The sequence below is a fragment of the Pseudomonas sp. MYb2 genome (genome assembly GCF_002979955.1).
In the GTDB taxonomy this organism is placed as follows: Bacteria; Pseudomonadota; Gammaproteobacteria; order Pseudomonadales; family Pseudomonadaceae; genus Aquipseudomonas.
Map to the genome: position 1 here is coordinate 123065 of NZ_PCQC01000006.1, position 13338 is coordinate 136402.

Sequence of the window (13338 nt, forward strand, 5' to 3'; positions counted from 1 at the left end):
AACCGGCATTGCGCCGGTTTTTTTGTGCCTGCAAACCCGAGGGTTTACAGCGACGCTTTCACCTGCAGACCAAACACCAACGCATTGTCGATGTCCTGCCCGGAGAACGCGCCCGGCTCGATGATGTATTGCATGTTCGGACGCAGGGTCAGCCATGGCGTGGCTTGATAGCCGTAGCCGAGCTCGATCAGTTGTTCGGCGCTGTCCAGGTTCGGGAACGCGGCGCCATTGTCCAGCGCGGCGTCTTGCTGCACATCGCGGCTGCGCGGGTTCGGCACGGCGCGACCGTAGCCCAAAGCGACGGTGTCACGCGGGCGACCTTCGAACGGTTTATACAAAACCACGCCGGTGCCGTACCACTTGCTGAACGGCGAAGCCGCTTCGCTGGCCGCCGAGTACTGGCCGAAGGCATGCAGGCTGCGGCCTTCGGACGACTCCGAGCGCCACACGGCTTGATCGACCAACAGATAATGACCACCGCGACCGGACACTTCTTTACTGCTGCCGATGCGTTTCACGTCGGAGCTGTCGTAGTAGTAACCGACTTTATATTCACCCGGCAGCTCGCCCGCGTGCTTGTACACCAGCTCGATCGGCACCACGGTGCCGGTGGTGTGTTTCGGGCCCAGGTGCCAGGCACGGCTAGAGTTGCCGTTGCTCTCCGGATCGACGTTGAACGCTGCCACGCGCAATTGCCACGACGGCGACAGATCGTATTTCACCCGCACACCCAAGTGCGCGTTGGGGTAGTTGGTCCAGCCGCTGCCACCGGACATGTTCAGCGGGTGACCGCAGAAACCGGCGTTCATGAAGTTGCACAGAATGCCGCTGTCGAGGCCACCGAGGTCATTGCCCATGGCCATGTAACCGAGTTTCACGTTGAGCGCCGGGGTGAACAGGCTGCGCTCGTAGCTGAGTTCGGTCAGGCGCGTGTACAAGCCGCCGTAGTTTTCCTGGATCGGCAAACGGTTGCCGACCAAGTCTTCCGAAGCGCTGTTGCCGCGACGGTCATTGATCGTCAGTTGGACTTTACCGGCGTTGTCGAAGCCATACAGTTTGCTCAGATCGAACTGCACGCCGAGCTTGATGTTCTGCGAGTAGCGCGCCGAGCGATGCAGGCCACCGTCAGCGTTGTAGGCTGTTTCGCCGCTGTAATCGCCGGTGAACTTGATGCCTTGTTCATCCATCTGGTGACGCAAGCCACCCCAGTCGCCGGTCAGGGTGCTGCGGCTCAACAGATCGGCATCGTTGTCCGCCAGCGCGGGGAGGGTGGTGGTGCACGCGACGCCCAGCAACAGGCCTTTGAACAGGTCGGAACGGGAAAAACCAACAGCCGATAGCATGTAAATCTTCCTGCAGAAAACATGAGCAATAAGGGGGAAAGCAGCGCGGCACCCGAAGGTGCCGCGCTCGAAGCAAGCGTCCGCGCTTAACGTGGACGCAGTGGTTTACGGCAAGGCGTAAGCCATCACGTAGTCGCCGCGATCGGTCGACTGACGCGCGCCACCGGCGGTGATGACGATGTATTGCTTGCCGGTTTTCGGCGAAACATAGGTCATCGGGCCGCCCTGGCTGCCGACTGGCAGACGTGCTTTCCAGACTTCTTCACCGTTGCCGCTGTTGAACGCGCGCAGGTAGAAGTCCTGGGTGCCGGCGATGAAGATCAAACCACCTTGGGTCGACAGGGTGCCGCCGAGGGTTGGCAGACCAATCTTGATCGGCAAGTGCATGCGGATACCCAGTGGACCGGTGTCTTCAACGGTGCCGACCGGAACCTGCCAGGCGATTTTCTGGGTCTTCATGTCGATCGCCGTCAGCGTGCCGAACGGTGGTGCCTGGCAAGGAATGCCGGCTACCGACAGGAAGCGGTTTTTGTTCACGGCGTAAGGCGTGCCTTTCAGCGGAACGGCGCCCATACCAGTGTTCAGCGCTTCGCCACCGCCAGCGGCCTGGCCTTTGTTCTGCGACGGGATCATTTGAATCCACAGACCCAGGCGCATGTCGTTGACGAAGATGAAACCGTGTACCGGGTCAGTGGAGAGGCTGCCCCAGTTCATGCCACCCAGCGAACCCGGGAAGCTCAGCGATTTGTCCATGCCCGGCGCGGTGTACAGGCCGTCGTAGCGCATGCCTTTGAAGTCGATGCGGCAGAGCAATTGGTCGTACGGGGTGGCGCCCCACATGTCCGACTCGGTCAGGTGCTGAGCACCGATTTCTGGCATGCCCACCGATTTCGGCTGAGTCGGGGAGTACGGTTCGTTCGGGATGTTCGCCGCTTTCACCGGTACTTCTTTAACGTCAGTCAGCGGTTTGCCGGTGGCGCGGTCGAGCACGTAGATCTGCCCGGCCTTGGTGCCGATGACCAGCGCCGGAATGCTTTTGCCGTCCTTGGTGAAGTCGATCAGGCTCGGCTGCATCGGCAGGTCGAAGTCCCAGAGATCGTTGTGCACGGTCTGGAATACCCAACGCTCGTCACCGCTGGTGGCGTCCAGCGCGAGGATCGAAGCACCGTAGGTGTGATCGAGTTTGCTGCGCTCGACACCATAGATGTCGGTCGACGAACTGCCCATCGGCAGGAAAACCGTGTTGGTCGCCGGGTCATAGGACATCGGCGCCCAGCTGTTCGGCGTGCTGCGCACATAAGTGTTGCCTTCGGCTGGTGCGTTTTTATCCTGTGGGTTGCCCGGGTCGAACGCCCAGCGCATGGCGCCGGTGATCACGTCGAAACCACGGATCACGCCGCCGGGCATGTCGGTCTGCACGTTGTCAGCCACGCGACCGCCAACCACCACGGTGGTGCCGGCCAGCAGCGGAGCGGAGGACAACTGATAGTAGCTGTCCGGCACGTTACCCAGACCGGCCTTCAGATCAACCTGGCCGTTGTTGCCGAAACCCTGGCAGAACTCGCCGGTGTCCGCATCGACCGCGATCAGGCGGGCATCGATGGTGTTGGTCAGCAGACGACGCTGGCAATTGGCGGCCGGCGCAGGCTTGGCTTCGATGATCGACGAGTTGCTCGGCTGAGCAATCGCTTTGGTGGCGTCGAAATAGGCCATGCCACGGCAGCGCTGCCAGACTTTCGACTGCGCGTTGATCGCGTTCTTCCACAGCTCTTTGCCGGTGTCGGCATCCAGCGCAATCAGGTTGTTGTGCGGGGTGCAGATGAACACCTTGTTGCCAACCTGCAGCGGAGTGAGCTGGTCTTCGGCGCCGTTGCCATCGCTCTCGGCGACGTCACCGGTGTGGTAGGTCCACGCGACTTTCAGCTTGTCGACGTTGTTGCGGTTGATCTGGTCCAGCGCGGCGAAGCGGCTGCCACCTTCGGTATTACCGTAGTGCGCCCAGTCTTTTTGCGCCTTGTCCGGCTCGACCGGGGTCAGGCCCGGGCCGGTGCCGGTTGCGGCAACGGTCGGGTGCGCGACAAACATATTGCCGGCCGCGACAACCACGCCGACCGCCAGCACCGCCGCCACAGCGTAAGCGCCGCGACCGGCAACGCCACCGTTGGCACGCTTGAGCAGCGGATAGACCAGCGCCACGACCAGGCCGATCACGCTGAACATGAACAGGCGCGAGAACACCGGCCAGAACGCCAGGCCAGCATCGATCACTGCCCAGATCGCGGTGCCCACCAGGAACGCGGCGAACAACCACGCACCGGCAAGCTTGAAGCGCGCGATCAACAGACCGGAAACGGCCATGACCAGGCCACCCAGCAGGAAGTACCACGAGCCTCCCAGGCTGACCAACTTCACGCCGCCCGCAGCCAGCGCCAAGCCGAGCAGGGCGATGACGACGCCCAGCCCGATCAGAATGAATTTTGATATGCCCGAGAGGCGTTGACTCTGCTTCACGTTGAGTGTCCCGTTGAAATGAGACGCGCATTATATAGTTAGGTAACTACCTAGTTAAATCACAAATTTCAACGTGAAGCGTAGTTCGCGGATTCGACTCGCGCCTGAGGCGGTCTCAGATGCGGAAATGTCTGTCGAAATGCACACAAAAATTACGGTTCTGCCAGATTTGTTGTGAGTTTTGACAGATGCCTGAGGTCGTGTCCTCAGGCGTAAATCATTTTCTTCGGGTTGTAAATGCGACGAATAACCGCCCAATGTACCGAGACAGAGCGGTTGGCTGCTGCGTCGAGCTATATGGATATGCTTTTTTAATCTTGGAATTCGCCGTGTTTTACCGCTCAACTGGCGCCTTTTTGATAGGTGGCTATTGATGTCCGAGCGATGTGAGGTGTTGGTTCTGGGCTTGGGTGCCATGGGCGCGGCCACGGTTTATCAGTTGGCGAAAGCGGGGGTGAATGTCGTCGGCATCGACCGCCATCACCCGCCGCACAACCTCGGCTCCAGCCATGGCGACACGCGCATCACTCGGCTGTCGGTCGGCGAGGGCGCGCAATATGTGCCCATTGTGCGCAATTCTCATCGCATCTGGCGTGAACTTGAGGCGCTCACCGGTGAGTCTTTGTTCGAGCAATCGGGCCTGTTGGTGCTGACGTCGAGCGCCGAGTTCGATCCCGAAGATCCATCCGACTTCACCTTGCGCACCATCGGTCTGGCGCAGACTTACGGCATCGAGCACGAAGTCCTGTCCGCCGAACAGATTCGCCAGCGCTTCCCGCAATTCGCCAACGTGCACGACTCGGCCATCGGCTATTTCGAACCGGGTGGCGGCTTTGTGCGCCCGGAGCGCTGCATCGATGTGCAGCTCAAACTGGCCGAGCAACACGGTGCGACGCTCTACAAAGGCGAGACCGTCACCGGGATCAGCTCGAACGAGGAGGGTGTCACGGTCAACACGGACCGGCGCACGCTGTTTGCCAACAAACTGGTGATCAGCGCGGGCAACTGGAACGGCGAGTGGCTCGGTGAGCCGTATGAGAACCTGCTGAGTGTTTACCGGCAAAAGCTGTTCTGGTTCGAACTGGAAGAGAACGCCGGACTGGTCGGCCACTCACCGACGTTCATCTTCACCCACGGCCGCGGCGACGACAAAATCAACTACGGTTTCCCCGCGTTACCCGGCGAAAGCAGCATGAAAATCGCCACCGCGCAGTACCACACCTCAACGTCAGCGCAGGCCATCGACCGTACGGTTTCAGCGGCCGAAGCGCAGGACATGTATGAGCACCAGGTGCACAACCGCATCGCTGGCGTGACCGCGAAAGTCGTCAAGTCCGCCGTCTGTGCCTACACCGTGACCCCGGATCGCCATTTCATCATCGACGAGCATCCGTCGCTGCAACACACCCTGTTCGTCTCGGCCTGCTCCGGGCACGGCTTCAAGCATTCCGCCGCGCTCGGCGAAGCATTTGCCCAGTGGTGCATGCGCGGCTCGAGCGACCTGGATCTGACCTCTTTCTCCCTGAAACGCTTCGAAGGAAAACTATCGTGAAACGCGTCGCGCTCTCCGTAGCACTGCTGGTCGCCGCCATGGGCAATGCCTATGCCGAAACCCTGAAAATCGCCGTGGTGCCTGTGCCCCACGCCGAAATCCTCGAGTTTTTGAAACCGGAGCTGGCCAAGGAAGGGGTGACGCTGGATGTCAAAGTCTTCTCGGACTACATTCAACCCGACCGGCAGACCGATGAAGGCTTGCTCGACGCCAATTACTTCCAGAGCAAACCATATTACGAGGCCTACAAAAAAGACCGCCCGAGCAGCGATCAAGTGCCGATTGTGGCCGTGCACATCGAACCGTTCGGCGCCTATTCGAAGAAGATCAAAAACATAAGCGAACTCAAGGATGGCGCGACCATTGCCATTCCCAACGACCCGACCAACTCCGGCCGTGCGCTGCTGCTGATCGCCAAACAAGGCCTGATCACCCTGAAGGATCCCGACAACATCATGGCCACGCGCCTGGACATCGTCAGCAACCCCAAGCACCTGAAGTTTCAGGAACTCGAAGCGGCGATGTTGCCGCGGGTGTTGAATCAGGTCGACATGGCGTTGATCAACGCCAACTACGCGCTGGAAGCCAAACTGGTGCCGCACAAAGACGCGCTGTTTATCGAAAGTTCGGAGTCGCCGTACGCCAATTACCTGTACGTGCGTCGCGACAAGGCCAATGCGCCGGCGGTGCAGAAGCTCGGCGCGCTGCTCAATTCACCGCAAGTGAAGCAGTTCATTCTTGAGCGTTATCACGGCGACGTGGTGCCGGCGTTCTGACTCCGTCGGGAGCCGGCAGAAATGCTGACGGCTCCCGACATCTTCAAGCGTTCTCTTCAATCCGGCGCACGTCACCCAAAGAGTCACGCTGCATTGACTGCAGGTTCTTCTCGATGGTTTCGCACAACGCTTCCATCTGAATCTGGTGTTCGCTGTGGCGAAACGGGCTTTGCAGATCGGTGCCGATGCGTTCGATGGCCAGCAGCATGAAGCCGACCACGGTCGAGGCCAGCGGCGTAAACCAACCCAGTGACTCGACCAGGCCGATCGGCACGATCAGGCAGAACAGCGAAATAAACAGTCGTGGGAAATACACGTAAGGGTAGGGCAGCGGCGTATTGGCAATCCGCTCCATGCCACCCTGACTGTTGGAGAGGTCTACCAATGTCGACTCAAGCCGCGCCAGGCGAATGCTGTCCAGACGCCCGGCCTTGTACTCCCGGGCCAGCAGTGCCGCAGAACCGGTGAGGATGTCATTGGCGAAGTTATTGGTCGTGCCACTGCGGGCGAACTCGTCAGCCGGAATGAACGCCCGAACTTCCTCAGGGCAAGGCTGGCCTTGCAGATGCGCCGCGAGGCAATTCACATAGGCGACGTGGCGGCGTAACAGGGTCGATTTGACCGGATTGACCTCGCCATCGGGATCATCCAGCAGCGTCAGCACCTGGCGGGCGAAGCTGCGCGAATTGTTGATCATCGAACCCCACAGCGTGCGTGCTTCCCACCAGCGGTTGTAAGCGCTGCTGTTGCGAAAACTGATCAGCACGATCAATGCGGAACCCAATAACGTCAGGGGCATCAATGGCAGATTCAGCTTGGCGTTGAGGAACAGCATGAAGTCGACGGTGACGGCGATGTCCCAGAGCAGCAGCCAGAACAACGCCCAGCCGACATAGCCCAGAGTCTTGATGATCAAACGGTATTTTCTGACGATGGCTGCTTTCAAACGGAAACCTCATAGCGAGCGGTAAGCGTTAACGCCTTGACTCGGACGCTGTTTTCGCGGGAAAGGTTCGCTAAATCGCTTCAGCTTTCGTCGCCACGGGCTAATTAGCCCGGAGACGATTGAATGAAAATGACAGGGACCTTTTCATCAGTCTGGCCATCGGCGTTTCGATCTTTTCGTGAATGACATAGGACGCAGCGATCATCAAAGCCACGGTGCCCCACAGCAGCAGGTGCGCATTCACCGCCGGATAGGCCATGTTGAAGATGATGAAACCGATCATTTGATGGAGCAGGTAAAGCGGGTAGGTGAGGGCTCCCAGGGACGTCCAGTTCATTTCTCCGATGGCCGCTGTTTTGTTGGTTGCGATCAACAGGAAGGTCATGAAAAACACAATAATGACGCTGCCGATGATCGACGGATCGTACTCCGTCGCATATTTGCTTTCGATCGACTCGGCCCAGGTAATGGCGGTGAAGGTGGCCAAGGCCAATGCTCCCGCCACCAGGGCGATGCGGGGTTTTGTCATACCCTTTGCCCAGATCAGGTAGAACGTGGCACCGGCGATAAAGTAGGCCGCGTAATCGGTGATCAGTATCGAGCGCAGCTTCTCAAAAGCGAGGACTTCCGCGGTGGCCGACACCAGTAGCCACAGCACGAGACAGGGTTCGATTTTGTCTATTTTCTTCAAGGCCAGGAGAATCGAGATCATCAGGTAGAACTTGATCTCTACAAACAGTGACCAATACACGCCGTCGATGGGCGGGACGCCGAGCAGGTCGCCAAGGAACGTCATGTTGATCAGGTATTGATAAAGATCAGCGCTGAATCTGGGCTGCCCGAAAGCCAGTGTGATCAAAAACGTGAGCGTGCAGCACACCCAGAACGCCGGGCACAGGCGCACCACGCGGGAGATGAAAAACACCTGCAGATTGTTGCTCGAAGCGGTCATCAGGATGACAAATCCGCTGATCATGAAAAACAGTTCCACGCCCAGGTAGCCGTACTTGGCCACCTCGGCCAGCAGCGGATAGGGCATGACCGACATGTCGCCCCGCGCATAGCCGCGAAACGCGTAGTGAAAAATCACCACGGCGAGCGCTGCGAGGAAACGCAGCAAATCCAGCTCCTTCAGTCGTCGGTTGTTCATGTATGGGCGCTCCGGAGGTGTTAGCGCTGATCGAGAACTGACGACTCTGCCGAGTGAAATTCGACTCAAGGCGCAAGCTTTGGCAGCAGGAGGGCGTCGACTGTCCCTGGCTTGGTGTGACGGTTATGGACCGCGTTGCCACATGCGGATGTAGTCGACCTCGAAGGTGGACGGCAGATCAGCGTCATCGACCACGCCGAACCATTTCCACATGGCCTCACTGTCAAAGACGATTTGCATCGGGAAGAAGAAGTAGCGGTTCTTCGATTCCCTGACCAGCACGCCATCGACGTACCAGCGCAGGGTGTCGGGCTGCCAGTCGAAGCCGTAGACATGAAAGTCGCTGGCCAATCGCCAAGGGCTGATCCAGGTGCTGCCGTTGGCGATATGTTCTTTACTGTGCGGCGTTGCCCATAGGTGGGCATTCATATTGTAAGAACGGTCCGAGGCTGCGCCTTTGGTTTTACCGCCAATTTCAAAGATATCGATTTCGGTGGCGTTGTCCGTGAAGCCCGTCCACGCCAGCCAGAACGCGCTCGACGCTGCGGAGTTCATCGGTTTGGCGCGTGCTTCGTAGTAACCGTAGAAACCGCGTTCACGGGTACGGACCATGGCTGAGGTGTAATCCTTGAAGCCAAGCTCGACGTACTTCTGCGGCAAGGTTTCCTTGCGAAAGACAATGTTCAGGTTGCCGTTGCTGACGCTGGCATTGCGTGGGGTGAACAGCGCCGGTTTGCGCCCGAGCGATTCGTTGCCGATGGCATTGTTGACGTGCCATCGCGCGGGGTCGAGGGTGTTGCCGTTGAAGTCGTCGGACAGCGTCGTGTTGAATGCCCAGCGCCCGGCATTGGCCTGGTCGGACAGCGGCAGATAGGCATGCTGATGCGTCGGTACTTTGCCCAGTGGACCGACGCGGGTCCAGGTATCGGCATGGCTGGGGACGGCCACTGACCACTTGTGCGCAAGGTACTGGAAAGCCTGCTGACGCTCGGCGAGGGACGCAAACGGGCGGTCGTAAACCAGCACCTCGGCGATGTCGCCGCGAAAGTTTTCTGAAGTACCGACGGCATTGCGCCCGACGGCATACGGGCCGATCGGCACATCCTGCAGTTCCAGGACCGACACCGTCGGTTCATACGCGCTGGTTTGCGCCAGGCTGATGGCGAAGTTCGGCAACACGTTATCGTTGTCAGCGGTTTGCGCACGTGAACTGAACAACCGCTGCCACGGATCGACCCCGGCCTGTTCGGGCAATCGGCGGGACACGATCAACACCGTGACAGGTCCTTTTGCGCTACGAATGCTTTTGCCCAGAAACGCCGACCCACCACTGAAACGCACGATCGCATGGCCATTCACGGCATTTTCCAGGCGTTGCGGCTGTTCGGCACCTTCGTCGACCCTGGCGTCATGGGACTGGCCGGATTTATCGCCCCAGCGCTGCACACGGTTCTGCGCATTCAGGCTCAGGCTGGACGCATCGGCCGCGTCCAGCCACAGCACCAGCCCGGCAGTCGGCGGCGCGGGTGCTGCGTTGCAAGCCAGTGAAAGCCACAGCAGCAGCGCTGGCAGCGATCGTAAGAACATCATTTGAGGGCAAGCAGCGCTGGAATTTCGAAGGACGACTGATACCCCTGCGGATTGCACGACTGCCAGCGCCAGGCATCGACAATCATTTGTTGCAGGTCGCGTTGCGCGGTCCAGCCCAGCTCGCGTCCGGCCTTGGCCGGGTCAGCCCAGCACTTGGCAATGTCACCTTCGCGGCGCGGTGCAAAGCGGTACGGAATGCTGATGCCGGTGATGTCCTCGAAACTGTGGATGATCTGCAGCACGCTATAGCCAACCCCCGTGCCGAGGTTCCAGAAATGGATGCCGTGGTTGTGCTGCAACACCAGCAGTGCCTTGAGGTGGCCAATGGCAAGGTCGACCACGTGGATGTAGTCGCGCACGCAGGTGCCGTCGACGGTGGGATAGTCGCTGCCGTACACCGTGAGTTCCGGTATCCGGCCAATGGCGACTTGGGTCAGGCACGGCAGCAGGTTGTTGGGGCGGCCGCGCGGGTCTTCGCCGATCATCCCGCTTTCGTGGGCGCCAATCGGATTGAAGTAGCGCAACAGGCCAATGCTCCAGCGCGGATCGGACTCGCACAAATCCGTCAGCAACTCTTCGATCATCAGCTTGGTGCGACCATACGGATTGACCGGTTTACCGGTGCCGAAGTCTTCGGCAATCGGCGTACGGGTCGGCTCGCCGTACACCGTGGCCGATGAGCTGAACACCAGGCGGAAGACGTTGTTGCGCGCCATGGCCCGGCACAGGTCCAGCGTACCGGCGACGTTGTTGGCGTAGTAGTCGAGCGGTTTGCGCACGCTTTCGGCGACGGATTTGAGGCTGGCAAAATGCACCACGGCATCGATGTCGTAACGCTGGAAGATGTCGTCCAGCAGATCGGAATCACGGATGTCGCCCTTGATGAAATCGACCCGGGTCAGGGTCAGTTGCTCAAGGCGCGCGATGCACTCCTGACAGCTGTTGCACAGGTTATCGAGCACCAGCACCCGGTGCCCGGCATTGATGAGCGCCAAAGCGGTGTGCGAGCCGATGTAACCAGCCCCGCCAGTAATCAACGTGGTTTTGCGCATGGTGAGGTCTTCCTGTCTCAGGGACTGAATCAGCGGGCGGTGAAAACCGATTTGAATTCCTGCGGCCAGTGCGGGTGGATGAGGCTATACGCCACGGCGTAGCTCAACGCGCCCAGCGCGATGTTGCCGATCAGGTGCAGGTAGCCTTGAAAGCCCAGTTGCGGTGACACCAGCAGCACGGTCGCGGCCATGACCAGCGCGGCAATCACGCTGCGGTAATTGGCCTCGACAAACCGTCGCCAGCTGTAACCGATGGCCAGGTTGAGGCCGCGGATCTGCAGCGGCGTGATCAGCAGCATGCGCGTGAGCAGAGCGGCAGCTGCGGCCATGCCGCCATAAACGTTGCCGAGGCTGTAAACCAGCGCCAGTGCCAGAACCGTGGTGAGCACTTCCGCCTTGATCGTCAGGTGGCTGCGGTTGACCGCCACCAGTGCGGTGGTGGCGTACATCGCGGTGTTGCCGATGGCCGCCGTGCAGGCCAGCACTTGCAACAGAGGAATGGCGTCAGCCCACTTGGCGCCGAAGATCAACAGGATGAGGTCGTTGGCCGTGAGCGCGAGGCCAATGAACAGCGGCGTCAACACAAAGCCGCTGACGGCGGTCGAGTCGCCAATGATCCCGAGCAGGCGCTTGGGTTCCCCACTGCGTCGGGCGAACGCCGGCAGCGCATAACTCAGCAGGCCGTTATAAATCGCCGTGCGCGGCAGTTCGATGATGCGCATCGCCATGTTGAACATGCCGACTGCGTTCGCCCCGGCCGTCATGCCCAGCACCACGTTGACGCCGCGCTGCAAGGTTTGTGAACTCAGGGAATTGATGGCAACCGGCGCACCGGCCTTTAACAGTTCGCGCAAGACCGCCCGGTCGATGGCAAAGGCGATGCGGCGCCGGTCTGCACCCATCAGAACAATGATCGACACCCATTCCATGATCAGCGCCTGGGCAATCACCGCCCACGCACCCCCTCCGCACAGCGCCACCGCTATGCCGCCGACGCCGCCCGCGACTTTGCCCAGTAACGTGCGCGACGCGAGCATCTTGAAGTTGCCGCTACGGCGCATTTGCGCCACATAGACCCGCGCCATCATGGTGAAGAGGATTTTCACCGAGGCCACCGCCGTCAGCCATTGCAGCAGTGGGTCGGCTGTGTAGAGGAATGCCGCGAGCGAAATGATGACAATCGACACCAGGCTGACGAGCACCCCGGCCCAGAAAGCCGTGCAGATGTGTTTGTCTTCCAGCCGTTCAAGGCGTACCAGCGGATCTTCCAGCACCGATGAGTACACCAGGCCAATCAATTCGACGATGGCAATAATGATCGTGCCCACACCCAGCTCGGCCGGCGACAGCAGCTTCGCGTAGACGACAAAGGTGATCATCGACAGCAGGATCAGGCCGAATTTCTCGGTGAAGATCCAGCTCAATGTCACCAGACGGTGATTGGCCATGGCGGTTACCGATTCAATGAGCTGGAGTTGACGCCGTTGCCTTGCGCCACGTTCTGGCGCGGGCATAGAGATAGCGCAAGGTCGGTTTACCATTGGCGAAGATCAGCGCTTGCCAGGAACACTCGAGCATTCGCCGGTACACACCGAGCACTTGGTCATGCTCGCCGCGCCGGGAAAACGCTTCGAGAAAATCGGTGTGGTTGCTCAGGACGAAATTGATCCGTTGCTGCTGGCTGAGCATCTCGCCGTAGCGGGCGAGGTACACCTCAATAAAATGGATCTTGTTCTGGTAGTACTTCTTCGGTTGCGCGGTCATGTTGCCGCCGTTGACCGTGCGCTCCAGCAGTACCTGCGGCACTGTGTGGACCTCCCAGTGTTCGGCGATCCGCGTCCACATGTAGCGGTCTTCGGAGTAACGCAGGCTCGCATCGAAGCCACCGAGCTGCATGATCACTTCACGCCTGACCAGCGCAGTGGAAACGCCATTGACGACGTTGGCGTGGATGAAGTCGTAGAAGTGCCTGCCGCTTTTGCGCCGGTTGTCCAGTTGCCGCCGGCCGTCGCTGTAATTGACCTGCGCATAGCAGTCGATCAACCCCACCGGCCGCCCCTGACGACTGAGTTCTTCGTACAGGGCCAGTTGCAGTTCGAGCTTTTGCGGGTGCCACTGGTCATCGGCATCGAGCATCGCCACAAACGTCTCTTGCGAATGGCGCATGCCGTGATTACGCGCGCTGGCCTGGCCTTCGTTGGCTTGCTGCAGCAGCGTCAGGCGAAACGGCGCGACGAAGTCTCTGACCCGTTGTGGGCCGTCATCGGTGGAGCCATCGTCAATGACGATGACGTGATCCGGCAGGCGGGTTTGCCCGACCAGCGACGCCAATGTCTGCTCGATGCTGTCGGCGCCGTTGTACATCGGGATGACGACGCACACTGAATCCACGGAAGGGGAGGCTTGATTGGGCACGGG

Annotated in this window: 10 protein-coding genes; 2 read left to right on the forward strand and 8 right to left on the reverse strand. The window is 59.8% G+C overall.

The annotated features are described in order from the left end of the window. Nucleotides 1-44: 44 nt before the first annotated feature. Together CQ009_RS11915 and CQ009_RS11920 are read right to left on the reverse strand one after the other, a co-directional pair. Nucleotides 45-1343 (reverse strand): carbohydrate porin, encoded by a 1299-nt coding sequence (locus tag CQ009_RS11915; protein WP_064389946.1) that lies wholly within the window; start codon nucleotides 1341-1343, stop codon nucleotides 45-47. A gap of 105 nt (nucleotides 1344-1448) precedes the next feature. After that, nucleotides 1449-3854, reverse strand: a complete 2406-nt coding sequence (locus tag CQ009_RS11920) for a glucose/quinate/shikimate family membrane-bound PQQ-dependent dehydrogenase (RefSeq protein WP_105706330.1) — start codon at nucleotides 3852-3854, stop codon at nucleotides 1449-1451. A 373-nt stretch (nucleotides 3855-4227) separates the two neighbouring features. Here CQ009_RS11920 and solA point away from each other — a divergent pair, with 373 nt between their 5' ends. Both solA and CQ009_RS11930 read left to right on the forward strand, forming a co-directional pair. Then, nucleotides 4228-5406: an N-methyl-L-tryptophan oxidase gene (gene solA / locus CQ009_RS11925; protein WP_105706332.1), complete on the forward strand. Its 1179-nt coding sequence runs from the start codon at nucleotides 4228-4230 to the stop codon at nucleotides 5404-5406. Beyond that, nucleotides 5403-6182 carry a MetQ/NlpA family ABC transporter substrate-binding protein gene (locus CQ009_RS11930; protein WP_095112128.1) on the forward strand — a complete coding sequence of 260 codons (780 nt, stop codon included), beginning with the start codon at nucleotides 5403-5405 and terminating at the stop codon, nucleotides 6180-6182. The genes solA and CQ009_RS11930 overlap by 4 nt, the downstream gene beginning before the upstream one ends. A 43-nt stretch (nucleotides 6183-6225) precedes the next feature. On the opposite strand, the gene CQ009_RS11935 is transcribed toward CQ009_RS11930, so the two are convergent. The 6 genes from CQ009_RS11935 to CQ009_RS11960 all read right to left on the reverse strand — a co-directional run bounded on the left by CQ009_RS11935 (nucleotide 6226) and on the right by CQ009_RS11960 (nucleotide 13335). Beyond that, nucleotides 6226-7128: a bestrophin family protein gene (locus CQ009_RS11935; protein WP_064389959.1), complete on the reverse strand. Its 903-nt coding sequence runs from the start codon at nucleotides 7126-7128 to the stop codon at nucleotides 6226-6228. Nucleotides 7129-7228: 100 nt separating this feature from the next. Then, entirely contained in the window at nucleotides 7229-8278 is a 1050-nt protein-coding gene (locus tag CQ009_RS11940) for an acyltransferase (RefSeq protein WP_105706334.1), read from the reverse strand. A 123-nt stretch (nucleotides 8279-8401) separates the two neighbouring features. After that, on the reverse strand, nucleotides 8402-9868 hold the full coding sequence (locus CQ009_RS11945; RefSeq protein WP_105706336.1) for a family 16 glycosylhydrolase: 1467 nt from the start codon (nucleotides 9866-9868) through the stop codon (nucleotides 8402-8404). Further along, complete coding sequence (galE, locus tag CQ009_RS11950) at nucleotides 9865-10920, reverse strand: UDP-glucose 4-epimerase GalE (RefSeq protein ID WP_105706338.1); 1056 nt, start codon at nucleotides 10918-10920, stop codon at nucleotides 9865-9867. Before galE ends, CQ009_RS11945 begins: the two co-directional genes overlap by 4 nt. Before the next feature lie 29 nt (nucleotides 10921-10949). Then, nucleotides 10950-12368, reverse strand: a complete 1419-nt coding sequence (locus CQ009_RS11955) for an oligosaccharide flippase family protein (protein WP_105706339.1) — start codon at nucleotides 12366-12368, stop codon at nucleotides 10950-10952. Between the two features lie 13 nt (nucleotides 12369-12381). Then, nucleotides 12382-13335 (reverse strand): glycosyltransferase family A protein, encoded by a 954-nt coding sequence (locus CQ009_RS11960; protein ID WP_105706340.1) that lies wholly within the window; start codon nucleotides 13333-13335, stop codon nucleotides 12382-12384. Between the last annotated feature and the right edge of the window lie 3 nt (nucleotides 13336-13338).

What these genes read in the sequence shown, in the direction of transcription:
- CQ009_RS11940 (WP_105706334.1), bottom strand. Translation starts at nt 8,278, where the DNA reads ATGAACAACCGACGACTGAAGGAGCTGGATTTGCTGCGTTTCCTCGCA.
- galE (WP_105706338.1), bottom strand. Translation starts at nt 10,920, where the DNA reads ATGCGCAAAACCACGTTGATTACTGGCGGGGCTGGTTACATCGGCTCG.
- solA (WP_105706332.1), top strand. Translation starts at nt 4,228, where the DNA reads ATGTCCGAGCGATGTGAGGTGTTGGTTCTGGGCTTGGGTGCCATGGGC.
- CQ009_RS11915 (WP_064389946.1), bottom strand. Translation starts at nt 1,343, where the DNA reads ATGCTATCGGCTGTTGGTTTTTCCCGTTCCGACCTGTTCAAAGGCCTG.
- CQ009_RS11945 (WP_105706336.1), bottom strand. Translation starts at nt 9,868, where the DNA reads ATGATGTTCTTACGATCGCTGCCAGCGCTGCTGCTGTGGCTTTCACTG.
- CQ009_RS11955 (WP_105706339.1), bottom strand. Translation starts at nt 12,368, where the DNA reads ATGGCCAATCACCGTCTGGTGACATTGAGCTGGATCTTCACCGAGAAA.